A 23,126-nucleotide genomic window follows, 5' to 3' on the forward strand; every position below is an offset into this window, starting at 1 on the left:
CACAAGCCCGACTCATAGCTTCATCCTCAAGGGGCTGCCATCAGGTGCACCCATGGAGGAGGAACAATGAAGTTTCGGGACAAAATGCGCAAGGCAACCGTGGCCGGCGCTGCAGCCGCGCTCATCGTGGGGATCTGCTCGTTCGCTTCGCCAGCGTTGGCGAGCACGACCACTTCCCCGGCCGACCAGACCGCCGAGATGGAGGCGAGCATCACCACCTTCCTGACGGAGCGCGGCGTGCCCACCACCACTCAGGACGCCCTGGTCGACAAGCTGCTCAGCGGCGAGCCGCTCGACTCCATGACGGGCGCCGCGCCGGTGTCCACGAACACGACTGTCGAGTCGGGGTTCGAAGTCACCGAGAACGTCTACGCCGACGGATCGGTGAGCATCAACCGCATCGAGATCGCCAAGCCGGCACCAGCACCCGGCACGATCACACCCTTCGGCGTCAGCGGGTGCAGCACCAGCAATGGCAGCGGCGTGGTCCGCAAGACGAACTGCCTCATCGACCGCTGGGACGGTATCGTCCAACAGAACTTCCGGGCGGACTTCACCTTCGTCAACAACGGCTACGACCGGATCGACTCGATCTACAGCCAGAGCTCCGTCGTCTACGGGGCGCGATCGTGGAAGCAGGAGTCCTTCTCGATCGGAAAGAGGTACGAGAACGCTTCCGGTCCTGCGCGCGCGGAGTACCGGATCAGCGCCGACACGGTCCTCGGAACGTTCAGCTACGGTCTGGGGCTGCGCGTCGGCGCCAACATCGGCGGACAGCAGTACACCTTCTAGGTCGCTGCAACACCCCGAGGGGTGCGCCCTGCGCCGATACCGGGCGGAGCGCACCCCATCTTTATTTGGGCGTTGAGCCTGGATGAGCGCGCTCTCGGAACACGAGTACCGCGAGATCCGCATCGAAGCTGCCCAACGGCTCGCCATCCTGCTTCGGCACTTCCGTCAGGCACGCGGACTGTCCCAAGAACGCGTCGCTCAGGAAGCGGGACTTGCCCTGTACACGTACAGCTGCTTGGAGCGGGCCACGACCCCATCGGGCGGGGTCGCAAACCCGACGCTCGACACCCTCATCAGGGTGTTGCACGCGCTCGAGGTGCCGGAGGTGAGACTCGACTGGGTGATCGAGCCTGCCGATGGGATCGACGCGGCATGAGCGACACAGAAGTGCAGTCGATCCCCACGCGATCGTGTCCGTAAGGGGATCCCGAGCTCGGCATCGTCGCCACCGCGATCAGCCAGCGCAAGCGGGTCTGGCTGGAGGACGACGGCCGGCTCATGACGGACGACTAGAGCCGCAGCGCTGGCAGACCGGCGCACCGCGGTCTCGCCCGACCCCCTCCGAGCGGAGCTTCAGTAGCCGTGCTCGCATGTCCGAGGGCAGGCCCGCACCGTCTCCGCCGACCATCATCAGAGGCTGCGCTTAACCCCCCTGCGCCGCCGATGGTCTTCGTCGCGTCGGGCGTCGAGGCAGTCACGGCCGCAGCGGGGTGGCGACACGCGGCCTATCTGCGGCTCGTGGTGCTCGTCCTGGACGCCATGTCTCAGACATACACGGCGATCACCAACCGGGCTATGCATGGCCTGGCCCACAAGTCTTTGTGCGTTGCGAGTGCAGACGCGATGCCTTCTGGGCCTTCGTCAGCTCCAAATCCTCTGCCACCGCGTCGGAAGCAGCAGGCCGCGGCTTCCGGGGCGGCGGGCGCGGAAGGGCGCGGCACGGGCACACCGCAGGCGGGGCGCTGCGGCCAGGAGCGCCTGGGGCCATATTGTGGCGGGGCATCAGGCGGCGGCGGCTTCCAGCTCGAGCGTCCACGCACGCACGCGCTCCTTCGAGTAGCGCAGGTGCTTGCCCATCTTCAGCGGCGTGGGCCCGATGCCCTTCGCCTTCCACTCGTAGAGGGTGTTGACGGGAATCCGCGCCCAGATCGACAGCTCCTTGATCGTGAGGAGGTCAGGGAGTTCGTCGAGCGTCATCGAGCGCAAGAGAGTCTCGACTCGGAGAGGGACGGGGTCTGGGAGGCGTTCGTGCTCATGGGACCCACATGCACGGTATTGCGCGATCTTGGTGGTCGCATCGATTTGCCCCCCAGTCCCTCACGGTCATTACGAGGGAATAACGGGGACTTGGCATCTCATGCGGGCGCCGGAGAAACGAAAAACCCCCGGTAGACCGGGGGTTTTTGGTGGACCTGAGGGGACTCGAACCCCTGACCCCCTGCATGCCATGCAGGTGCGCTACCAGCTGCGCCACAGGCCCAGACGATGCTCGCGCTTTCGCGCGGCAACTCGTTAAGCCTACAACACGTCGGCACAGGGAACCGAATCCGCTGCGATGTCCGGGCGTGTCCGTAGAGTGACCCGCATCCGACCGGAAGAGGTGCCACATGGCAACCCTGGGCAACATCACCTTCTACGCGGACGACCCCGCGCGCTCTCCCATTTCTGGGCGGGCGTCTTCGGCTATCCGCTGCTCGAATGGGAGGACCCGATGCGGCGGCAACTGCTCGACGCCGGGCTCACCGAAGAAGATCTTGGCACGCGCGCTCTCGCCGAAGACCCGGCCGGCGTCGGCCCCAGCTCTTCTTCCACCACGCCGATGGCCCGAAGCGGGGGCGCAACCGGATTCACCTCGATGTGCAGACGGTCGCCGAAGGGCGACCCACCCGCGCGCAGCTGGATGCGGAAAAGGATCGCCTCGTCACGCTGGGCGCCGAGGTCGTCAGACTCGTCGATCAATCGTGGGGACCGTGGCCGGAACTGTATTACCAGCTACGCGATCCCGAGGGCAACGAGTTCTGCCTGCAGTGAGCCTCAGTCGGCCGATGTCGTGGCGGGGAGCTCGACCGGGATGACCGGGCAGTCCTTCCACAGCCGCTCGAGGCCGTAGAACACGCGCTCCTCCTGGTGGAAGACGTGCGCGACGAGGTCGCCGAAGTCGAGGAGGATCCACCGAGCCTGCTCGCGCCCCTCACGACGCAGGCGCTTGTGTCCCGCTTCGAGCAGCTTCTCCTCGATGCGGTCGGCGATCGCGGCGACGTTGCGCTCGCTGTTGCCCGAGACGATGAGGAACGCGTCGACGAGAGGCAACGGCTCGGAGACGTCGAGTGCGACGATGTCCTCTCCGCCGGTGGCATCGGCGGCTTGCGCGGCGATCTGGACCATGTCGATCGACTGGGCGCTGGCGGTCATGAGAAGACTCCTGTGGTGATGGCGAAGATGAAAACGCCCACGACGGTGATCAGAAGCGCGCCCGCGGTGATGGCGAGGGCCATCATGAGACGGCCGCCCCTCTCCGGGGCAGGCGGCTGGATGATCTCTCCGGCGCTCTTGGACGTGCTGATCGCCGCGCTCGCGGCGATCGGGGTGGGTGAGGATGCCGGCGGCAGTTCCCCGTCGATGAGGACGGCATCGATGTCCTTGCCGTCGGCGACGCCCGGCGCGTGACCCCGTGATCCGAGGCCCTCGGGCAACTCGAAGGTACCCGTGATCAGCACCTCGCCGGTCGCGGTGACGGGGCCGACCAGGGGGCCGGACGTGGGCGTCTGCGAGAGGATCAGCGCATTGGATGCCGTGAGCGATCCGGCGCCGGAGCCGCGACCGAGCAGGTTGTCGAAGGATGCCGGCAGCTCAACGGCATCGGCCTGGCCCTCGAGCAGCTCGGCTCCGAGCGCGCTGTTGACGACGGGGCGCTCTTCGACCACGTCGAGGGCGGGGTCCTCGGCGGCGGGCGCTGCGGTGGCGGGCGCCTCGACAACGGGCGCTTCTTGAACAGGAACCTCGACGACAGGAGCTTCCTCGACGACAGGAGCGTCCTCGACAACGGTTGCCTCATCGACCTCCGCTTCTGATGCGGCGGTGTCGGCCGCGGCGGCCTCTTCGCTCTCTTCCGCAGCTGCCTGATCCGCCTGCACGTCGGGGGCGGCCATCAGGTCGGGAGTGATGACGGGCACCGACGCCGTGCGGATGCGCTCCTGCTGCCGCGCCTGGCGGCGGGTGAGCGGGCTGGCTGCGAGGTCGACCTCGGAATCGGGCTGGGGCGCGGGAGGAACCTCGGCGGGGGGCGCCGGCTTCGGCAGCGGAGCCGCCACGACCGCAGGCTCGACAGAGGGCTCATCGCCGGTGATGATCGGTGTCGCCGCCGTGTTGCGCAAGTCACGCAGCTGCTTGCGCGTCAGCGGCGGAGTGGGCTGCTCGGGTGTGCTCATGCCTGGCTCCGATAGAGGTGGTGCTTCGCAATGTATTGGACGACGCCGTCAGGGACCAGGTACCACACCGGGTATCCCCGATGTACGCGGTCGCGGCAGTCCGTGGACGAGATCGCCAGTGCCGGCACTTCCAGCTGGCTGACGCCCTCGGCGGGCAGGTCCTCGATGTCCAGCACGTGGCCGGGACGGGATACGGCGACGAAGTGCGCGAGACTCCACAGTTCTTCGTGGTCGCGCCACGTGAAGATCTGGGCGATCGCATCGGCGCCGGTGATGAAGAAGAACTCCGCGTCGGGGCGCTGCACTTTCAGATCCCGCAAGGTGTCCGTGGTGTACGTGGGACCCCCGCGGTCGATGTCGACGCGGCTGACGGTGAACCTCGGGTTGGATGCCGTCGCGATCACCGTCATGAGATAGCGGTGCTCCGCGGCCGACACCTGGTGCTTCTGCCAGGGCTGCCCCGTAGGCACGAAGATCACTTCGTCGAGGTCGAGCGACTGGGCGACCTCGCTGGCTGCGACGAGGTGGCCGTGATGGATCGGGTCGAACGTCCCACCCATCACACCGATGCGCGGCGCACGCGGAGAAGTCATGCACCCGGCCTAGTGGTGGCCGTGCCCCGCCTGCGTGAGTTCCTCGCGGTGCGCCCGCGCGTAGGCCTCGGCCTTCGGGGCGTGCCGGTTGGCGACGTTGCGGTACGAGAGCGTGACCAGCCCGAGCAGCAGGAAGATCGCGAGGGCCACGATGCCGTAGCCGACGTTGTCGAAAAGGCCGACGTGGTGTTCCGTCTCCGCCGCGGCGAAGGCGGTGATAGAGGCGAGGTTCATAGGGGCTCCGTTCAGGATGCTTGGGGGCGCGCGCTCTCCAGCTTATTGCGTCAGGAGCGCACCTGCCCGCCGCCACGGGCGAGCCACTTGACACTGGTCAGCTCAGGAAGGCCCATCGGGCCCCGGGCGTGCAGCTTCTGGGTCGAGATGCCGACCTCAGCGCCGAACCCGAACTCTCCGCCATCCGTGAAGCGCGTCGAGGCGTTGGCCATGACGACAGCGGCGTCCACCTCGGTGAGAAAGCGCTCGGCGCGGGCCTCATCCGCCGTGATGATCGACTCGGTGTGCTGGGTGGAGTAGCGCCGGATGTGGGCGAGGGCCTCGTCGAGGTCGGGCACGACGCGCATCGAAAGGTCGAGGCTCATGTGCTCGAGCGCGTATTCGTCCTCGGTCACGGGCACCACGTCGGGCGCCAGGCTCCGCGTCGTGTCGTCCCCGTGCACGGTGACACCCGCCTGCTGCAGCGCCGTGACGACCGGCGGGATCAGCCTCTCGGCGGCGTCGGCGAGCACCAGCACGGTCTCGACGGCGTTGCAGACGCTCGGGCGCTGCGCCTTGGCGTTGACGACGATGTCGCGGGCCCAGTCGGTCGGCGCGGTGGAATCCAGCACGATGTGCACGACCCCGGCGCCGGTCTCGATCACCGGCACCGACGACTCCGTCACGACCGTCTCGATCAACTGGGCGCTGCCGCGCGGCACGAGCACGTCGACCAGGCCGCGGGCCTGCATGAGCTCCCGCGCACCCTCTCGTCCGAAGTCGTCCAGCGTCTGCACGGCCTCGGGATCGATGCCGCGGGAGGCGAGAGCACCGCGCATCGTGCGCACGAGGGCGGCGTTGGAGTGCTCAGCAGCCGTGCCGCCGCGCAGCACCACCGCGTTGCCGGCGCGCAGCGCGAGCGCGGCGATGTCGACGGTCACATTCGGTCGCGCCTCGTAGATCGAGCCGACGACGCCAAAGGGCACCGACACCTTCTGCAGGCGCACCCCGCCGCCGATCACGCGCTCATCCAGCACACGGCCCACCGGATCAGGCAGCGCCGCCACCTGGCGCACCGCCTCGGCGAGGGCGCCGATGCGCGCGGCATCCAGCCGCAGCCGGTCCTGAAGCCCCGGCGCCATCCCCGTCGCGCGGCCGCGTTCGAGGTCTTCGGCGTTGGCTGCGACGATCTCGTCGACAGCGGCGTCGAGGGCGTCGGCGATCGCGTGCAGCGCGGCGGCCTTGTCCTCGTCGCTCAGCAGGGCGACGCTGCGCGAGGCATCCTTGGCGAGCTGCATCCGCTCGCGCGCCGTCGTCGGCACGGTGAGGGTGGTCATCGGCTCAGTTTAGTCGTGGGCGGCGGTGGTCGGGACGGCGCCGGTCCTCGGCGCGGACCCGCTCGGGTCGGGTGCGAACCAGGTGCCGATGTCTTCCCCCATAAGGGCGGCACCGACGAGGTCCGCGCTGGTGACCAGCACCCCGATCCCGGATGCCGCGGCCAGCCGGGCGGCGGAGACCTTCGTCGCCGCTCCCCCGGTTCCGACGCTGTTGACGACCACCGACCCGAACTCGAATCCGCTCAGATCGTCGTCGAAGGCGACGTGCCGGATGGGCTCCGCCCCCGGCTCCGAAGGCGGACGCGTGTAGAGGCACTCGATGTCGCTGAGCAGCACCAGCGCGTCGGCACCGACCAGACTCGCCACCAGTGCCGCCAACCGGTCGTTGTCACCGAAGCGGATCTCGTGCGTCGCCACGGTGTCGTTCTCGTTGACGATCGGGAGGATCCGGAGCCCGAGCAGGCGATCCATGGCACGGCGCGCATTCGAGCGCGGCGTGGGGTTCTCGAGATCGCCCGCGGTCAGCAGCACCTGGCCGGCGACGACGCGGAATGCCCGCAGCGCCTCCTGGTAGCGGTAGATGAGGATGTTCTGGCCCACCGCCGCTGCCGCCTGCTGCGTAGCGAGGTCGGCGGGGCGTTCGTCGAGGTCGAGGAAGGGCATGCCCGTCGCGATCGCACCGGACGACACCAGCACGACTTCCACGCCGCGCGCGTGCGCGGCCGCGAGAGCCTCGACGATCCCCTGGATCTTGCCGGCGTTGTCCCCGCTGATCGACGACGAGCCGACCTTGACCACGAGCCGGCGGGCCGTGCGGATCCCGGAGCGATCCCGCGCTGTCACCGCGAGGTCTCCTCGTTTCGCTCTGCGCGGCGCTCGGCCTCGAGGTCTGCGCGGGCCTCAGCCTTGGCATCCATGCGCTCGTGATAGCGCTCGCGACGCTGCGACGTGGTGCGGCGCGGGTTGAGGTCCAGTCGCGGATCGGTGCCTCGCGGCGCTGTCATGAGCTCCGCAGCGGAGGTCATGGCCGGATGCCAGTCGAACACGATGCCGTCGCCCTCGCCGATGACGACGGTGGATCCGGCCTGCGCGCCCGCCTTGAACAGCCCGTTCTCGACGCCCAGCTTCTCCAGGCGGTCCGCGAGGAAGCCCACGGCCTCCTCGTTCTGGAAGTCCGTCTGCTGCACCCACTTGACCGGCTTCGCGCCGAGCACCCGGTAGATGTTGCCGTACGTGCCGCCTTCGACGCGGATCTCGAACTCCTTCTCGGAGCCCTTCGGGCGGATGACGATGCGCTCCGGCGCCGGGGTCGCCGCCAGGTGCGCGCGGTGCTGCGCCACCACGTCGCCGAGCGCGAAGGTGAGCTGACGCAGACCCTCGTGGCTGACGGTGGAGATCTCGAACACGCGGTAACCGCGGGCTTCGAGGTCGGGACGCACCAGATCGGCGAGCTCCTTCGCCTCGGGCACGTCGATCTTGTTCAGCGCCACCAGCTGGGGGCGCTCGAGCAGCGGGATCTGTCCCTCGGGCACCGGGTAGGCGGCGAGCTCGGCGAGGATGACGTCGAGGTCGCTCAGCGGGTCGCGACCCGGCTCGAGCGTGGCGCAGTCCAGCACGTGCACGAGAGCCGTGCACCGTTCGACGTGCCGCAGGAACTCCAGGCCCAGGCCCCGCCCCTCGCTGGCACCCTCGACGAGACCGGGCACGTCGGCGACGGTGAACCGCACCTCGCCCGCCTGCACGACACCCAGGTTCGGGTGCAGCGTCGTGAACGGATAATCGGCGATCTTCGGTCGCGCGGCGGAGACCGCGGCGATGAGGCTGGACTTGCCGGCGGACGGGAAGCCCACCAGGGCCACGTCGGCGACCGTCTTCAGCTCGAGCTGGATGTCGCCTTCCCACCCGGGCGTGCCGAGCAGGGCGAACCCGGGGGCCTTGCGCTTGGGGTTGGCCAGCGACGCGTTGCCCAGACCACCCTGACCGCCGGGGGCGACGACCACGCGGGTGCCGGGCTCGACCATGTCGACCAGCGTGTGGCCGGCGGCGTCTTTGACCACGGTGCCCACCGGGACGGGCAGCTCGAGCGATTCCCCGTTGGCGCCCGAGCGGTGGTCGCCCATGCCGAACCCGCCGTTGCCGGCGGTGCGATGGGGCGAGTGGTGGTAGGACAGCAGCGTCGTCACCTGCGGGTCGGCGACCAGCACGATGTCGCCGCCGTTGCCGCCGTTGCCGCCGTCGGGACCGGCGAGCGGCTTGAACTTCTCCCGCTTGACCGAGACGCAGCCGTTGCCGCCCTTTCCGGCGCGCAGATGGAGCGTCACTCTATCGACGAAGGTGACCATGGACTGCTCCTCAGCTGTCGGTACAAACAGGCGAGGGGCGAGCCGTAGCCCGCCCCTCGCCGAGATTCAGTGCGTCTCGCGGTTACTCCGCGGCCGCGACGATGTTGACCACCTTGCGGCGGCCCTTCGAGCCGAACTCGACAGCGCCGGCGGCGAGGGCGAACAGGGTGTCGTCCTTGCCGCGGCCGACGTTCGCGCCCGGGTGGAAGTGGGTGCCGCGCTGGCGGACGATGATCTCGCCGGCGTTCACTTCCTGGCCTCCGAAGCGCTTGACGCCGAGGCGCTGGGCGTTGGAGTCACGACCGTTACGGGTGGAGCTTGCGCCCTTTTTGTGTGCCATCTCTGCGTCTCCCCTGGCCTTACTTGATGCCGGTGACCTTGACGCGCGTGAGGTCCTGGCGGTGCCCCTGGCGCTTCTTGTAACCGGTCTTGTTCTTGAACTTCTGGATCACGATCTTCGGACCGCGCGACTCACCGAGCACCTCAGCGGTGACGGTGACCTTCGCCAGCTTGTCGGCGTCCGTCGTGACGGCATCGCCGTCGACGAGCAGGACGGCGGGAAGCTCGAGGGACTCGCCGACCTTGGCCTTCTGACGATCCAGGACGACGATCGTGCCGACCTCGACCTTCTCCTGGCGGCCACCGGCGCGCACAACTGCGTAAACCACTTCACACCTGTTTTCGTTCGGGAGCGCGAGGCTCCGGTTGTCTTTGCGAGACTCGCTCTGTGAAAGATAAGTCTGGGTGCCGACCGACGGCTGAAAGCCGACGTCGCCATGCACGTGCTGCCCGAAGGCTGGAGACGCGCCGCACCAAAGGTCGAGTTTAGCCGATGCCGGGCAACATGCGCAAAAGGACGGGATGCGTGTCGCGGGCGAGCCGTAGCATCGACGGGTGGCGATCCTGATCGACGACCCCCGCTGGCCCGCTCATGGACGGCTGTGGGCGCATCTGGTCAGCGACAGCACGCTCGATGAACTGCACGCCTTCGCCGCGGCGAACGGCGTGCCGGCTCGCAGCTTCGATCTGGATCATTACGACGTCCCCGAATCCAGCCACGCGCGCCTCGTGGCCGCCGGTGCGCAGCACGTGGACGGCCATGAGCTGGTGCGCCGGCTGATCGCCTCCGGCCTGCGCGTGCGGGCCCGAGACCGGACCCGCACGCAGCGCTGACGGCAGCGGCGGTGTTACTCGCCGTCCTTGATGTGCGGCACGGGGGTGCCGGTGAGCGCGGCCGTCGACACGCGGCGCCGGCCTCTCCCCTGTCCCGGGGCCTTCGGCTCGGGAAGGGCCTGCAGCACGGAATCCAGCAGCAGGTCCTTCTCGGTCTTCGGCGCGGACGACTCCGACTTCTTCTTGCGGGCCTTCTTCGGGCGCTCCGCGCGGTCCGGGCGGTCGCCTCGGTCCGCGCGCGGCTCCCTCGCCTCGGTCCGGTCGGCGCGGTCGATGTCGACGGCTGCGGCCGGCTCAGCGACGGGGAGGTCCAGCGACCCGGCCATGGCCTCCTCGGGCGCGTTCTGGATGGTGGATGCCGCGATCTGCGCGAGGGCCGACTTGACGCCCTCGGTGATGACGTGGGTGCCCCCGGTGGGCGCGGGCGCAGGGGGCGCCTGGCGCGGGCGGCGCGCCGACGTGTTGCCGCCGCCGTTGCCGCGGTGCTTGACGACCGGATCGTGGTGCACGATGACACCCCGGCCGGCGCAGACGTCGCACGCCTCGCTGAAGGTCTCCAGCAGCCCGAGGCCGAGCTTCTTGCGCGTCATCTGCACGAGGCCCAGTGACGTGACCTCCGCCACCTGGTGCTTGGTGCGGTCGCGGCTGAGGCACTCCACCAGGCGGCGCAGCACCAGATCGCGGTTGGACTCGAGCACCATGTCGATGAAGTCGACGACGATGATGCCGCCGATGTCGCGCAGCCGCAGCTGGCGCACGATCTCTTCGGCCGCCTCGAGGTTGTTCTTGGTCACCGTTTCTTCGAGGTTGCCCCCGGAGCCGACGAACTTGCCGGTGTTGACGTCGATGACGGTCATCGCCTCGGTGCGGTCGATGACGAGAGAGCCGCCCGAGGGCAGCCAGACCTTGCGGTCCAGCGCCTTCTCGATCTGCTCCGTGATGCGGAACTCGTCGAACGGATCGTGGTCGCCCTCGAACCGCTGCACGCGGTCGAGCAGGTCGGGCGCAACGCCGGCGAGGTAGCTGGTGATGGTGTCGTAGGCGTCGTCACCCTGGATCAGCATCTTGGTGAAGTCCTCGTTGAAGACGTCACGCACGATCTTCACCAGCAGGTCCGGCTCGGAGTGCAGCAGCGCCGGGGCGCCCACGGTCTCGACCTGCTTGCTGATGTGCTCCCACTGGTTCGTCAGACGCTGCACGTCGCGGGTCAGCTGCTCCTCGGTGGCACCCTCGGCGGCGGTGCGCACGATCACCCCGCTGGACTCGGGCAGCACCTCCTTGAGGATGCGCTTCAGCCGGGCGCGCTCGGTGTCGGGGAGCTTGCGGGAGATGCCGTTCATGGCGCCGCCCGGGACGTACACGAGGTAGCGGCCGGGAAGGGAGATCTGGCTGGTCAGGCGGGCACCCTTGTGACCGACCGGGTCCTTCGTGACCTGCACGAGCACGCGGTCACCCGACTTGAGCGCCAACTCGATGCGGCGGGGCTGGTTGCCGGTCTCGACGGCATCCCAGTCGACCTCACCGGAGTACAGCACCGCGTTGCGGCCGCGCCCGATGTCGACGAAGGCCGCCTCCATGCTGGGCAGCACGTTCTGCACGCGGCCCAGGTAGACGTTGCCGATGAGCGAGGCGTCCTGGCTGCGGGCGACGTAGTGCTCGACCAGCACGTTGTCCTCGAGCACCGCGATCTGCACGCGGCCGTTCTTGGACCGCACGATCATCTCGCGGTCCACGGCCTCGCGCCGGGCGAGGAACTCGGCCTCGGTGACGACGGTGCGGCGCCTGCCGGCCTCGCGTCCGTCGCGACGGCGCTGCTTCTTGGCCTCGAGGCGGGTGGAGCCCTTGATGCGCTGCGGCTCGGTGATGAGCTCGACGGCACGCTGGCGCGGGGCGGGTGCCGACGCTGGAGCCGAGTCGTCGTCGTCATCGCCACCACGGCGCCGTCCGCGACGACGCGACGACGAGCGGCTGGGCTGCTCGTCCTCGTCGTCCTCCGGCCGGCGACCGGGGCGCGGGGGCAGCGGTGTGATCTCCGGGGCGTAGAAGTGCAGCTCGGTCGACACCGACGAGACGAAGTTCTCCGGCAGCAGGCCGAGGCTCACCGCCGTGATGGGGCCCTTCGGTGCAGCGGGCTCCTGCGGAGTCGTGGCTTCGGCGGGAGCGTCCGTGGCCGGCTCGGCGGCGGACTCGACCGGCGCGGCATCCACCTCGGGGGCCATGTCCGTCTCGGATGCCTTCTCCGCCTCGGGTGCCGCGTCCGTCTCGGTCGAAGCCTCCCCCTCGGGTGCGGCGTCCGTGTCGGCGGGGCCGGAGGGCGCGGTGTCGCCGGAGGGCGGGGTCACCGTCTCTTCGGCATCGGTGGCAGGGGTCGTGGGGGTGTCATCGGTCATCACCGGCGTACTCCTTGCGGGCGACACCGCGCGTCGCCCGGCGAAATCTCGTGCGGGGCCGCTGTCGTCTCGTCTTTCACGATGCGGCTCGCGAACTCTCACTCGGTCTGCAGCCGGCTCGTTGGCGGCTGCGCTGGGCGTTCATCGCCCGAAGTCTTCGGTGATGCGGTCGCGGCGCGGCCGCGGGTGCATCACCGACCATTATCGCACTATCGGTGCATCTTGTGTTCGCGGAATGCCCGCCGGTCCCGTCGTGTCGTGAGGGGGCGCCGCGGCGATGGAATAATCCGGACATGGCAGAGACCCGATCGCAGCGCCCGTCCATCCTCGCCGTGTGGCTGATCATGGCGGGTCTGATCGGCTGGTGGGCGTCCTTCTCGCTCACCATGGAGCGGTTCGCGCTGCTGGCCGACCCCGAGGCGATCGCCTCGTGCGACTTCAGCCTGCTGGTGCAGTGCACGGCCAACCTGGAGTCCGCACAGGGCAGCGTCTTCGGCTTCCCCAACCCGATCCTGGGCCTGGCCGGGTGGGTCGCGCCGATCGTGGTGGGCTTCGCCCTGCTGGCGGGGGCGCGCTTCGCGCGGTGGTTCTGGTGGTGCTTCTGGGCGGGTATGGCGTTCGCGTTCGGGTTCGTGATCTGGCTCATCGCGCAGAGCGTATTCAGCCTCAACACGCTGTGCCCGTGGTGCATGGTGACCTGGGCGGTGACCATTCCGTCGTTCTACGCCGTGACGGTGCAGACGCTCCGGGAATCCGGCGTGCGGTGGGCGGCGAAGCTGGGCGCCTGGGTGCCGCTGATGACGATCGTGACCTATGCGGTGGTCGCTCTGATCGCCCAGCTGCGCCTGGACTGGATGGCGCAGCTCTGACGCCGCGTCGGTCTTCCCGAGGGTGACCGGGGAAGGCCGGTCGCGCGGACGAAGAACCGGCATCCGCCACGGATGACCCGGGAGCGGATGCCGGTTTCGGTACCGCGCGACGCCGGGCTCAGCGCGTGCGCTTGCCTGCCGACGTGTCGCGGGAGGTCAGAACCAGATCGCGAGTTCGCGCGCGGCGGACTCGGGGCTGTCGGAACCGTGGACGAGGTTCTGCTGCACGGCGACGCCCCAGTCGCGGCCGAAGTCGCCGCGGATGGTGCCCGGTGCGGCGGTCGTGGGGTCGGTCGTGCCCGCGAGGGAGCGGAACCCCTCGATCACGCGGTTGCCGGCCAGCCGGATCGCCACGGACGGGCCCGACATCATGAACTCCACCAGCGGCTCGTAGAACGGCTTGCCGGCGTGCTCGGCGTAGTGCGCCTCGAGGCGCTCGCGATCGGGCTCCACGAGCCGCAGGTCGACGAGGGAGTACCCCTTCGCCTCGATGCGGGCGAGGATCGTGCCGGTGAGGCCGCGGGCGACGCCGTCCGGCTTGACGAGGACGAGGGTTTCTTCGGTGGCCATGGTGTCAGTCTCCGTTTCGCTGTTCGGCTCCGCCGGCCAGGCGCGCGTTGCGCCGGTCCAGCGAGGCCCCCTTGATGGTGGCATACGCCCACATGCCGCCGAAAATGAGGGCGACCAGCAGCAGCGCGGGCACGAGGAGGGCGCCGAGCGCCACGACCACCTGCAGCACCCACCCGAAGGCGATCGCCCAGGGGTGGCGCACGAGGCCGGCCGTCACGACCATCAGCACGGCGACCACGCTGCCGGCCACCACGCCCCACCAATCCTCGATGCCGGCGGGGAGCACCTTCAGTCCGAAGATCACCAGCCCCGCGAGGAAGGCGATGACCGCCTCGAACACCAGCACGATCGACGCCAGGGACTCCTGTGCTCCGCGCGGCCGGCGCGGCCGCGGCGTGCGTGTCGCTGCGGTCATCCCTGCCACCCGCCCTTCCAGTCCTCGGCCGCCGCAAGCGCGATGGCCTCACCCGCCAGCAGCACGCTGCCGGCGATGACGACGGCGCGGCGATCGGATGCCGCTGCCCACGCCCGTGCCGCCTCGGTCGCCTCGGAAAGGTCGCCGTGCACGGTCACGGCGGTGCCCGCCTCCTCCACCAGGTCGGCCACGGTGTCGGCGTCGGCGGCACGCTCGGACAGCGGAGCGGTGGCGAACACGTGCGCCGCTGCCGGCGCGAGTTCGGCCACCACCCCGGCGACGTCCTTGTCCGCGAGCACGCCGAGCACGATCCCCCACTGGTCGAAGTCGAATGCCGACCCCAGCGCCCTGACGAGAGCTGTCGCGCCGTGCGGGTTGTGGGCACTGTCGACGAAGACCGTCGGCGAGATGCCGAGCAGCTGCAGGCGCCCCGGAGACGTCGCCTCGGCGAGGCCTTCGGTGATGACGTCGGGCGCGATCGGTCGGTCTCCTGCCCCGATGAGGGACTCGACCGCAGCGATCGCGAGCGCGGCGTTGTGCGCCTGATGCTCCCCGTACAGCGGCAGGTACAGCCCGTCGTAGGTTCCCGCCAGACCGCGCACCGAGATCTGCTGCCCACCGACGGCGAGGCGGTCATCGGTCAGCGCGAAGCGTTCGCCCTCGAAGGCGACGGAGGTGTCATGGGATGCCGCGGCGGCCCGCAGCACCCGCTCCGCGGCGGGATCCTGCCGCGCCGACACGACGGCCGAGCCGTCCTTGATGATCCCGGCCTTCACCTGGGCGATCTCCGCGATGGTGCCGCCGAGGCGGTCGGCGTGGTCCAGGGCGATGGGCGCGAAGACGGCGACGTCGGCGTCGGCGTTGTTCGTGGCATCCCACGAACCGCCCATGCCCACTTCGATCACCGCGACGTCGACGGGCGCATCGGCGAAGACCGCGAAGGCCAGCGCCGTCAGCAGCTCGAAGAAGGTCAGCGGCTCCTCGCCGGCGGCGGTGAGCTCGGCGTCGACGATCTCGACGAACGGGGTGATCTCGTCCCACGCGTCGGCGACGGCGCCATCGGTCGCCGGCTCGCCGTCGATCATCATCCGCTCGGTGAAGCGCTCCAGGTGGGGGCTCGTGAACAGCCCGGTGCGCAGCCCGTGGGCGCGCACCAGGCTCTCGACGATGCGACTGGTCGACGTCTTGCCGTTCGTGCCCGTCACGTGGACGACGCGGTAGGTGCGCTGCGGGTCGCCGAGGTAGTCCAGCAGCCGACCTGTGCGCTCCTTGCGCGGCTGCACCCAGCGCTCTCCCGCCCGCGAGAGAAGCGTCTCGTAGACGGCGTCTGCCCTGCTCCGGTCACTCATGCGCTCACCCGGCTCACTGCGACGAAGATCCCGCCCTCATTGGCGTAGGTGCCCGCCGGCACGTAGCCGACGTGGTCGGGCATGCCGCCGAAGACCTCCGCGTGCCACTGGTCGCTCTGCGTGTCCGCGGGCAGTGCGATGTCGCGTCCGGCGACGCGTGCGGCGAAGTCGACCGCGAGGGTCTCTCCCGCGACGTCGGCGGCATCCGCCCCGGTCTCCAGCGCGTCGGCGTCAGCGGTCGATTCCAGCAGCAGCTGCAGGCGGATGCGGTCGCTCACCTCGAACCCGGCCGCCTTGCGGGTGTCCTGCACGGCGCGAACGATGTCGCGGGCGAAGCCCTCGGCCTCGAGTTCCGGGGTCGTGGTGGTGTCCAGCAGCACGAAGCCCGCACCGGGAAGCAGCGCCAGCGCCTCGCCCTCGGGGCGCCCGCTGGTCTCGAGCACCAGGTCGTACTCACCCGGCTCGAGCGCGACACCGCCGGCGGTCACGACACCGTCGTGCTGCGACCAGTCGCCGTCCTTCGCCGCCCGGATGACCTGCTGCACCTGCTTGCCGAGGCGCGGCCCGGCAGCGCGGGCGTTGACCGACAGCCGGTGGGTGATGCCGTACTCCGCCGCCGTCTCGTCGCGCAGCGGCGCCAGCTTCACGGCCTTGACGTTCAGCTCGTCCCGCAGGATGTCGTCGAACTGCGCGAGTCCGTCGGCGTCGGCGGTGACGACGGTCAGCAGCGGCAGCGGCAGGCGCACGCGCTTGCCCTCGCGCTTGCGCAGCGCGTTGGCGACACTGGTGACCTCGCGGACCGCGTCCATCGCGGTGCGGATGTCGGATGCCGCGGGGAACGCGTCGGCATCCGGCCAGTCCTGCAGGTGCACGCTGCGTCCGCCGGTGAGACCCTGCCAGATCTGCTCGGAGATGAGCGGGATGAGCGGCGCCGCCACTCGGGTGACGGTCTCGAGCACCGTGTAGAGCGTGTCGAAGGCCTCGCGGCTGGCCGGGTCGTCGGTGACGCCCGTCCAGAACCGGTCGCGCGAGCGGCGGATGTACCAGTTGGTCAGCGCCTCGGCGAACTCCCGCAGCTTCGTCGCAGCCGTCGTGGAGTCCAGCGCATCGAGCTCCGTGGCGACATCACGCACGAGGTCGCCCGTGAGCGCAAGGATGTAGCGGTCGAGCACGTTGGTCGAGTCGGTGCGCCACGATGCCTGGTATCCCTCACCGTCCGCCCCGCCGGCGGCGTTGGCGTAGGTGGCGAAGAAGTACCACGTGTTCCACAGCGGCAGAAGGAACTCGCGCACACCCGCGCGGATGCCCTCCTCCGTGACGATGAGGTTGCCGCCGCGCAGCACGGAGCTGGCCATCAGGAACCAGCGCATCGCGTCGGAGCCGTCACGGTCGAACACCTCGGACACGTCCGGGTAGTTGCGCAGCGACTTCGACATCTTCAGCCCGTCGCTGCCGAGCACGATGCCGTGGCAGGCGACTCCGGTGAACGCGGGACGGTCGAACAGCGCGCCCGAGAGCACGTGCATGACATAGAACCAGCCGCGGGTCTGCCCGATGTACTCGACGATGAAGTCCGCCGGCGCGTGCTCGTCGAACCACTCGCGGTTCTCGAACGGGTAGTGCACCTGCGCGTACGGCATCGATCCCGAGTCGAACCACACGTCGAACACGTCCTTGATGCGCCGCATCGTGGACTGGCCGGTGGGGTCGTCGGGGTTCGGCCGCGTGAGTTCGTCGATGTACGGGCGGTGCAGGTCGACCTCGCCCTCGGCATTGCGCGGCAGGCGTCCGAAGTCGCGCTCGATCTCCTCGAGCGAGCCGTAGACGTCCACGCGCGGGTGCGCGGGGTCGTCGCTGCGCCACACCGGGATCGGCGAACCCCAATAGCGGTTGCGGCTGATCGACCAGTCGCGCGCGCCTTCGAGCCACTTGCCGAACTGGCCGTGCTTGACGTTCTCGGGCGCCCAGGTGATCTGCTCGTTCAGCTCGATGAGGCGGTCCTTGATCGCCGTGACGCGCACGAACCAGCTCGAGACGGCCTTGTAGATGAGCGGGTTGCGGCACCGCCAGCAGTGCGGGTACGAGTGCTCGTAGCTGGCCTCGCGCAGCAGTCGTCCCTCGGCCTTGAGCAGGCGGATGAGCGGGCGGTTGGCATCCATCCACAGCTCACCGGCGACGTCGGAGACCTGCGGCAGGAACCGCCCGCCGTCGTCGAGGCTCATGATCAGCGGGATGCCGGCGGCTTCGGTGATGCGCTGGTCGTCCTCACCGTAGGCCGGCGCCTGGTGCACGATGCCGGTGCCGTCGCTGGTGGTGACGTACTCGTCGACGAGGATGCGCCACGCGTTCTGCGTGCCCCAGGCCTCGGCGTCGGCGTAATAGTCGAACAGCCGGTCGTACTGCACGTCGGCGAGATCGGCGCCCCGCACGGTCTGCTGCACGGCGGCACGGGCGTCCTCGGCGCTGTCGTAGCCGAGGTCCTTCGCGTAGCCGGCCAGCAGGTCCTCGGCCAGCAGGTAGCGGTGAGACTCCCCCTCGGCACGGTCTTCGTGCACGTCGGCGGCGCCGTGGGGGCCCCCGGGGACCACGACGTAGGTGATGTCCGGCCCGACGGCGAGCGCGAGGTTGGTCGGGAGGGTCCACGGGGTGGTGGTCCAGGCGAGCGCGCGCACGGCGGTGAGTCCGAGCGTCTCGGCCTTCACGCCGACGAGCGGGAAGGTCACCGTGACCGACGGGTCCTGACGCATCTTGTAGACGTCGTCGTCCATGCGCAGCTCGTGGTTCGACAGCGGAGTCTCGTCCCGCCAGCAGTACGGCAGCACGCGGTGGCCCTCATAGGCGAGGTCCTTGTCGTAGAGGCTCTTGAAAGCCCAGAGCACCGACTCCATGAAACCGGTGTCGAGGGTCTTGTACCCGCGCTCGAAGTCGACCCAGCGGGCCTGGCGGGTGACGTAGTCCTCCCACTCGCGGGTGTAGGCGAGCACCGACGAGCGCGCCTTGTCGTTGAACGCGGCCAGACCCATCTGCTCGATCTGGCTCTTCTCGGTGATGCCGAGCTGCTTCATCGCCTCGAGCTCGGCGGGCAGTCCGTGGGTGTCCCACCCGAAGACGCGATCGACCTTCTTGCCGCGCATGGTCTGGAACCGCGGGAAGAGGTCCTTGGCGTACCCCGTCAGCAGGTGCCCGTAGTGCGGCAGGCCGTTGGCGAACGGCGGGCCGTCGTAGAACACCCACTCCGGGGCGCCCTCCCGCTGCGCGATGGAGGCGCGGAAGGTGTCGTCTTGGCGCCAGAAGTCCAGGACGTCCTTCTCGATGTCGGGGAAGCGCGGGTTGGGCACGACACCGGCGGCGGGGCCGAACGAGGCGCCGGGGGCCGACGCGGCGTCGGTCGATGCGCTCGTCGAGGGGCGAGGGTAGGTCATGTCACTCCAGCAGGTTGCGATGCGTCCTGCGAGGACGACCCGTAGGCCGCGGTACCACCCCGCGTGATCCCCGGCTGGCGCCGTGGACCCTCTCTCACTGCGGCTGTCACGGGCCTGCCCCGCTCGGTTCTACTGGCGGTTTCCCGCGTTCTTCCGAGAGCTCCCCGGTGATGGCCGGATCGATGCTGGTCGTCCGATTGTACGCGTCCGTAGGCTGGAGCGCATGCCGCCCCGCGACACCCGCCCCCGCCCGCCCCGCCAGGCGCTCCCCGATCTGCCGCCCCGGTTGACGGCCGGCACGGCGCTCGGCCGCCGCAGCGATGTGTCCCAGACGCGGTTGGAGGGTTTGACCGCAGACGTGGATGCCGCCCATGCGCGCCTCGTGGAGTGCGTCCTCGCCGCCAGCGCCGTGGGCCGCCTCGACCTCACCGGAGCGACGCTGATCGATGTGGCGATCGAAGACCTGCGGGCCACGACCGTCGCCGCCGTCAGCGGCACCTGGCGCTCGGTGGCGGTCACCGGCGGGCGCATCGGCACGCTCGATCTCTCCCGCGCGCAGGTGGATGCCGTGGAGGTGCGCGGCGCCCGCATCGACTACCTGGCGCTCGGGCAGGCGGTCGTCGCGGACGTGCTGATCGCCGACTGCGTGATCGGCTCCCTCGATCTGCCGGGCGCGTCGCTGGAACGGGTGCGGTTCGAGGACAGTCGCGCCGATGACGTCGACACCCGCGAGATGCGGGCGACGGACCTCGACCTGCGCGGGCTGCAGGCGCTGGGGTACACCGATCCGGCGGCGCTTCGCGGCGCCACGCTCTCTGCGCACCAGGCATCCGCTCTGGCGGAGTCGTTCGCCGCGGCGCTCGGCGTGCAGGTGCGCGACTGAGACCGACCGCTCACCGCCCGGTCACCGCCCGGCGGCGAGCAGCTCCCGCGTGAACGGATGCCTCGGGGCGGCGAAGACGTCGGCGACGGGCCCCTGCTCCACCACCGCGCCGTCCTGCATGACGAGCACGTCGTCGGCGACGGCGGCCACGACGTCGAGGTCGTGCGAGACGAAGACCATGGTGAGGTCGCGGTCGGCGCGCAGCCGGCGCAGCAGCGCCAGCACCCGCTCCCGCACGGTGGGATCCAGTGCCGAGACCGGCTCGTCGAGCACGAGCACGTCGGGGTCGACGGCCAGCGCCCGCGCGATCGCGGCGCGCTGACGCTGCCCGCCCGACAGCTGAGCCGGCCGTCGTCGCGCGAGGCCGGCATCCAAGCCCACCTCGGTCAGCAGCTGCGCGGCCCGGGCGGCGCGCTGTGCCCGCGGCGCTCCGCCGGCGGCGAGCGCTTCGCGCACCGACCTGCCGATGGTCCAGCGGGGGTCGAACGCACCCAGGGGGTTCTGATGCACCAGCTGCACACGGCGGCGCAGCGCCTGCTCGTCGCGCCGGGACCAGGTCGCCTCCCCGATGCGGACCGAGCCCGCGTCGGGGCTCTCGATGCCGACGATCATCCGGGCGAGCGTGGTCTTGCCCGAACCCGACTCCCCCACCACCCCCAGCGTGCGACCGCGCGCGAGATCGAAGGACACGTCACGCACCGCGGGGCGATCGAACGCCTTCGACAGCCCCCGCACGCAGACGAGCGACTCCTCATCAGCGGCGCCCGCCTGCGCGGCGGAGGGCGCGTGGTGCGTCGCAGCCACGAGTGCGCGTGTATGCGGGTGCTGGGGCGCACCGAACACCTGGGCGACGGTGCCCTGTTCCACGAAGCTGCCGGCCTGCATCACCGCGACACGATCGGCGACCCGGCGCACCGCGGCGAAGTCATGGCTGACGAAGACGACGGCCGTGCCGCGGTCGGCGATCGCGCGCAGCAGGTCGAGCACGCGGGCCTGCACGGTCGCGTCCAGCGCGGTGGTGGGTTCGTCGGCGATGAGCACGGCCGGCTCCCCCGCGAGCGCCGACGCGATCAGCGCGCGCTGCCGCAGGCCACCGGACAGCTCATGCGGGTACTGCCGCACCCGGCGCGCGGCGTCGGGCATGGCGACCTCGGTCAGGAGCGCCCTGACGCGGGCGGCGCGGGCGGCGCGTGACATTCCGGGTGCGTGGATGCGCAGCGGCTCGGCCACCTCGGCGCCGATGCGACGCAGCGGGTCGAGGGAGACCAGGGCGTCCTGCGAGACCAGGGCGATGCGCGACCCTCTCAGCCTGCGCCACCCCCGCTCGTCCAGACGCAGGGTGTCGACGCCGTCCACGGTGAGCGCGTCGGCCGTCATGCGGGCGCCGTCGGGAACGAGACCCATCAGGGAACGCGCGGTCAGCGACTTGCCGGCGCCGGACTCTCCCACGATCGCGAGGCACTCACCGGGAGCGACGGTGAAGGACACCCCGGCCACCGGAGTGGCTCGGCCGAACGAGATCCGCAGCCCGGACACCCGCAGCGCACTCATGAGAACCTCCCGTCCGCGCGGGAGCGCAGGGTACGGCCGACGACGGTGGCGGCGATCACGGTGAGGGTGATGGCCGCACCGGGGAACACCGACACCCACCACGCCTGACCGATCACGTTGCGACCGCCCGAGAGCATCAGTCCCCATTCCGGAGTGGGTTCGGTGGGGCCGAGGCCGAGGAAGCTGAGACCCGCGGCGGCGAGGATGCTGGAGCCGATGCCGATGGTGGCGAGCACGCTCAGCGACCCGACCACGCCCGGTGCGACGTGACGGACGAACGCCCGCGGCGCCGGCACCCCGAGGATGCGGGCGGCCTCCACATGCTCCGCGGTGCGCAGGGTTCGCGTCTGCGCTCGGGCCAGGCGCACGTAGACCGGCACGGCGGCGATGGTCACCGCCAGCGCCACGTTGGTCGGCCCCGGGCCCAGCACGGCCACCACCACGAGGGCGATGAGGAACTCGGGGAAGGCCAGCAGCACGTCGGTGGCCCGCATCGCAACGGCATCCACGACCCGGGGCGCGATGCCGGAGAGCGAGCCGACCAGAAGACCGACCGTGAAGGCGAGCGCGGTGGCCAGCAGCCCGATGCCCACCGAGCGGGCCGCGCCGTGGACCACGCGGGCGTACACGTCGCGGCCGCTCTGATCGGTGCCGAACGGATGCTCCGCCGAGGGCGCGAGGAGCGCCTGCCGCACATCGGTCTGCAGCGGGTCGATCGAGGTGAACAGCTGCGGGACGAACGCGGCGGCGGCCACGACCGCCAGCACCGCGACCGCGGCGGCCAGCAGCGCACGCTGCGCGGGCCTCACGCCGGCACCCCCGTACGCGGTGCCACCGGCGACGGCCGGCGGCGCAGGCGCGGGTCGATCAGCGGATAGACGAGCTCCACGATCGTGTTGACGACGACGAACACCAGCGCACTCAGCAGGATGATCCCGGTGATCACGGGTAGATCGCGGTCGGCGATGGCGGCGAGGGTCACCCGGCCGATGCCGGGACGGGCGAAGACCGTCTCGACCAGCACAGCACCGCCCAGCAGCGAGCCGACGAGGTAGGCGGCGAGCGTGAGGGCGCCCGTGGCGCCGTGGCGCAGGGTGTGATGCAGCGTCAGCCGCGTGGGGCTCGCGCCGCGTGCGCGCACCGTCGTGGCGAACGGCTGCCGTTCGGCCGCTTCGATGCCATCGCGCAGCACCTGTCCGAGGAGCGCCGCCACCGGGAGAGCCAGCGTGACGGCGGGAAGCACGAGAGTCGCCGGGTTGCGCGACCCCGACACCGGGAACCAGCCCAGCCCGAAGGCGAAGACGCTCAGCAGCACCAGGCCGATCCAGAACACCGGCGATGACAGCACGACCAGCTCCGCGCCGGCGACCACGGTGCGCGCGACCCGGCCCCGGGCGAGCAGGGCGACGGCGAACGCGATCGCGACGGCGATGAGCAGGGCCAGGGCGGTCAGCTGCAGCGTGGCGCCGAGCTGACGCCCGATGACCTCGGCCACCGGCATCCGCAGCTGGTACGACTCCCCCAGCTCGCCCCGCAGCAACTGTCCGAGGTAGCCGACGTACTGCTCGAGCGGTGGGCGGTCGAGTCCGAGTTCGGCGCGGATGCCGTCTTTCACGGCGTCGCTCACCTGCGCCTGCGGCCCGAGCATCACGTCCACCGGGTCGCCGGGGATCACCCGGAAGGCCAGGAACGCCACGGTGGCAGCGCCCCACAGCACGATGACGACGGATGCCGCGATGCCGGCGGCGCGCAGAGCGATGCCCCGGGCGCGCTGCACCGCTGGCGTCATGGTGACCTCC

The 23,126-nt window shown here is 70.3% G+C and carries 25 protein-coding genes and 1 tRNA gene; 6 read left to right on the forward strand and 20 right to left on the reverse strand.

Going from position 1 to position 23,126, the window contains the following annotated elements:
* Positions 1-26: 26 nt before the first annotated feature.
* Positions 27-212 (reverse strand): hypothetical protein, encoded by a 186-nt coding sequence (locus QNO26_RS08100; RefSeq protein ID WP_257638402.1) that lies wholly within the window; start codon positions 210-212, stop codon positions 27-29.
* A gap of 25 nt (positions 213-237) precedes the next feature.
* Here QNO26_RS08100 and QNO26_RS08105 point away from each other — a divergent pair, with 25 nt between their 5' ends.
* Positions 238-792 carry a hypothetical protein gene (locus QNO26_RS08105; protein ID WP_257638403.1) on the forward strand — a complete coding sequence of 185 codons (555 nt, stop codon included), beginning with the start codon at positions 238-240 and terminating at the stop codon, positions 790-792.
* A gap of 82 nt (positions 793-874) precedes the next feature.
* Entirely contained in the window at positions 875-1,168 is a 294-nt protein-coding gene (locus tag QNO26_RS08110) for a helix-turn-helix domain-containing protein (RefSeq protein ID WP_257530682.1), read from the forward strand.
* 626 nt (positions 1,169-1,794) lie between these two features.
* Here QNO26_RS08110 and QNO26_RS08115 read toward each other — a convergent pair.
* Both QNO26_RS08115 and QNO26_RS08120 read right to left on the reverse strand, forming a co-directional pair.
* The gene (locus QNO26_RS08115; RefSeq protein ID WP_257530680.1) at positions 1,795-1,989 is read right to left on the reverse strand and encodes a helix-turn-helix transcriptional regulator; all 195 of its coding nucleotides are present in this window, start codon (positions 1,987-1,989) and stop codon (positions 1,795-1,797) included.
* 207 nt (positions 1,990-2,196) lie between these two features.
* Positions 2,197-2,272: transfer RNA gene (locus QNO26_RS08120), tRNA-Ala, on the reverse strand.
* A gap of 218 nt (positions 2,273-2,490) precedes the next feature.
* Here QNO26_RS08120 and QNO26_RS08125 point away from each other — a divergent pair.
* Positions 2,491-2,823 (forward strand): VOC family protein, encoded by a 333-nt coding sequence (locus QNO26_RS08125; protein ID WP_257638404.1) that lies wholly within the window; start codon positions 2,491-2,493, stop codon positions 2,821-2,823.
* Between the two features lie 3 nt (positions 2,824-2,826).
* On the opposite strand, the gene rsfS is transcribed toward QNO26_RS08125, so the two are convergent.
* The 9 genes from rsfS to rplU all read right to left on the reverse strand — a co-directional run bounded on the left by rsfS (position 2,827) and on the right by rplU (position 9,373).
* Entirely contained in the window at positions 2,827-3,204 is a 378-nt protein-coding gene (rsfS, locus tag QNO26_RS08130; RefSeq protein ID WP_257638405.1) for a ribosome silencing factor, read from the reverse strand.
* Positions 3,201-4,220, reverse strand: coding sequence for a hypothetical protein (locus tag QNO26_RS08135; protein WP_257530674.1), 1,020 nt, complete (start codon positions 4,218-4,220; stop codon positions 3,201-3,203). Before QNO26_RS08135 ends, rsfS begins: the two co-directional genes overlap by 4 nt.
* On the reverse strand, positions 4,217-4,813 hold the full coding sequence (nadD, locus tag QNO26_RS08140) for a nicotinate-nucleotide adenylyltransferase (protein ID WP_257530672.1): 597 nt from the start codon (positions 4,811-4,813) through the stop codon (positions 4,217-4,219). Before nadD ends, QNO26_RS08135 begins: the two co-directional genes overlap by 4 nt.
* A 9-nt stretch (positions 4,814-4,822) precedes the next feature.
* On the reverse strand, positions 4,823-5,047 hold the full coding sequence (locus QNO26_RS08145; RefSeq protein ID WP_257530670.1) for a hypothetical protein: 225 nt from the start codon (positions 5,045-5,047) through the stop codon (positions 4,823-4,825).
* 50 nt (positions 5,048-5,097) lie between these two features.
* Positions 5,098-6,363, reverse strand: a complete 1,266-nt coding sequence (locus QNO26_RS08150; protein WP_257530668.1) for a glutamate-5-semialdehyde dehydrogenase — start codon at positions 6,361-6,363, stop codon at positions 5,098-5,100.
* A 9-nt stretch (positions 6,364-6,372) separates the two neighbouring features.
* Entirely contained in the window at positions 6,373-7,206 is an 834-nt protein-coding gene (gene proB, locus QNO26_RS08155; protein ID WP_257530666.1) for a glutamate 5-kinase, read from the reverse strand.
* Positions 7,203-8,705, reverse strand: coding sequence for a GTPase ObgE (gene obgE, locus QNO26_RS08160; protein WP_257530664.1), 1,503 nt, complete (start codon positions 8,703-8,705; stop codon positions 7,203-7,205). The genes proB and obgE overlap by 4 nt, the downstream gene beginning before the upstream one ends.
* An 82-nt stretch (positions 8,706-8,787) precedes the next feature.
* Positions 8,788-9,045, reverse strand: coding sequence for a 50S ribosomal protein L27 (gene rpmA / locus QNO26_RS08165; protein WP_191717567.1), 258 nt, complete (start codon positions 9,043-9,045; stop codon positions 8,788-8,790).
* 19 nt (positions 9,046-9,064) lie between these two features.
* Positions 9,065-9,373: a 50S ribosomal protein L21 gene (gene rplU / locus QNO26_RS08170; protein WP_257530660.1), complete on the reverse strand. Its 309-nt coding sequence runs from the start codon at positions 9,371-9,373 to the stop codon at positions 9,065-9,067.
* A 226-nt stretch (positions 9,374-9,599) separates the two neighbouring features.
* Between rplU and QNO26_RS08175 the strand changes: the two genes are divergently transcribed.
* A complete protein-coding gene (locus QNO26_RS08175; RefSeq protein ID WP_257530658.1) occupies positions 9,600-9,878 on the forward strand; it encodes a DUF4031 domain-containing protein in 279 nt (92 codons plus the stop codon).
* A 14-nt stretch (positions 9,879-9,892) separates the two neighbouring features.
* Here QNO26_RS08175 and QNO26_RS08180 read toward each other — a convergent pair whose 3' ends face one another.
* Positions 9,893-12,268 carry an Rne/Rng family ribonuclease gene (locus QNO26_RS08180; RefSeq protein ID WP_257638406.1) on the reverse strand — a complete coding sequence of 792 codons (2,376 nt, stop codon included), beginning with the start codon at positions 12,266-12,268 and terminating at the stop codon, positions 9,893-9,895.
* 293 nt (positions 12,269-12,561) lie between these two features.
* On the opposite strand from QNO26_RS08180, the gene QNO26_RS08185 reads away from it, so the two are divergent.
* Positions 12,562-13,137, forward strand: coding sequence for a vitamin K epoxide reductase family protein (locus tag QNO26_RS08185; protein WP_257530654.1), 576 nt, complete (start codon positions 12,562-12,564; stop codon positions 13,135-13,137).
* Between the two features lie 156 nt (positions 13,138-13,293).
* Here QNO26_RS08185 and ndk read toward each other — a convergent pair whose 3' ends face one another.
* From ndk to ileS, 4 genes are read right to left on the reverse strand one after another with little or no spacing between them, the layout of a single operon-like run.
* Positions 13,294-13,707 (reverse strand): nucleoside-diphosphate kinase, encoded by a 414-nt coding sequence (gene ndk, locus QNO26_RS08190; RefSeq protein WP_257530652.1) that lies wholly within the window; start codon positions 13,705-13,707, stop codon positions 13,294-13,296.
* A gap of 4 nt (positions 13,708-13,711) precedes the next feature.
* Positions 13,712-14,122: a DUF4233 domain-containing protein gene (locus tag QNO26_RS08195; RefSeq protein WP_257530650.1), complete on the reverse strand. Its 411-nt coding sequence runs from the start codon at positions 14,120-14,122 to the stop codon at positions 13,712-13,714.
* The gene (locus QNO26_RS08200; RefSeq protein WP_257638407.1) at positions 14,119-15,471 is read right to left on the reverse strand and encodes a bifunctional folylpolyglutamate synthase/dihydrofolate synthase; all 1,353 of its coding nucleotides are present in this window, start codon (positions 15,469-15,471) and stop codon (positions 14,119-14,121) included. The genes QNO26_RS08195 and QNO26_RS08200 overlap by 4 nt, the downstream gene beginning before the upstream one ends.
* Positions 15,468-18,893 (reverse strand): isoleucine--tRNA ligase, encoded by a 3,426-nt coding sequence (gene ileS, locus QNO26_RS08205; protein WP_257638408.1) that lies wholly within the window; start codon positions 18,891-18,893, stop codon positions 15,468-15,470. Before ileS ends, QNO26_RS08200 begins: the two co-directional genes overlap by 4 nt.
* Positions 18,894-19,116: 223 nt before the next feature.
* Between ileS and QNO26_RS08210 the strand changes: the two genes are divergently transcribed.
* Positions 19,117-19,776 (forward strand): pentapeptide repeat-containing protein, encoded by a 660-nt coding sequence (locus tag QNO26_RS08210; RefSeq protein WP_257530644.1) that lies wholly within the window; start codon positions 19,117-19,119, stop codon positions 19,774-19,776.
* 21 nt (positions 19,777-19,797) lie between these two features.
* On the opposite strand, the gene QNO26_RS08215 is transcribed toward QNO26_RS08210, so the two are convergent.
* From QNO26_RS08215 to QNO26_RS08225, 3 genes are read right to left on the reverse strand one after another with little or no spacing between them, the layout of a single operon-like run.
* Entirely contained in the window at positions 19,798-21,327 is a 1,530-nt protein-coding gene (locus QNO26_RS08215) for a dipeptide ABC transporter ATP-binding protein (RefSeq protein WP_257530642.1), read from the reverse strand.
* Positions 21,324-22,136, reverse strand: a complete 813-nt coding sequence (locus QNO26_RS08220; protein WP_257530640.1) for an ABC transporter permease — start codon at positions 22,134-22,136, stop codon at positions 21,324-21,326. Before QNO26_RS08220 ends, QNO26_RS08215 begins: the two co-directional genes overlap by 4 nt.
* Entirely contained in the window at positions 22,133-23,116 is a 984-nt protein-coding gene (locus QNO26_RS08225; protein WP_257530638.1) for an ABC transporter permease, read from the reverse strand. The genes QNO26_RS08220 and QNO26_RS08225 overlap by 4 nt, the downstream gene beginning before the upstream one ends.
* Between the last annotated feature and the right edge of the window lie 10 nt (positions 23,117-23,126).

The organism is Microbacterium sp. zg-Y1090 (assembly GCF_030246945.1).
Classification (GTDB): Bacteria; Actinomycetota; Actinomycetes; order Actinomycetales; family Microbacteriaceae; genus Microbacterium; species Microbacterium wangruii.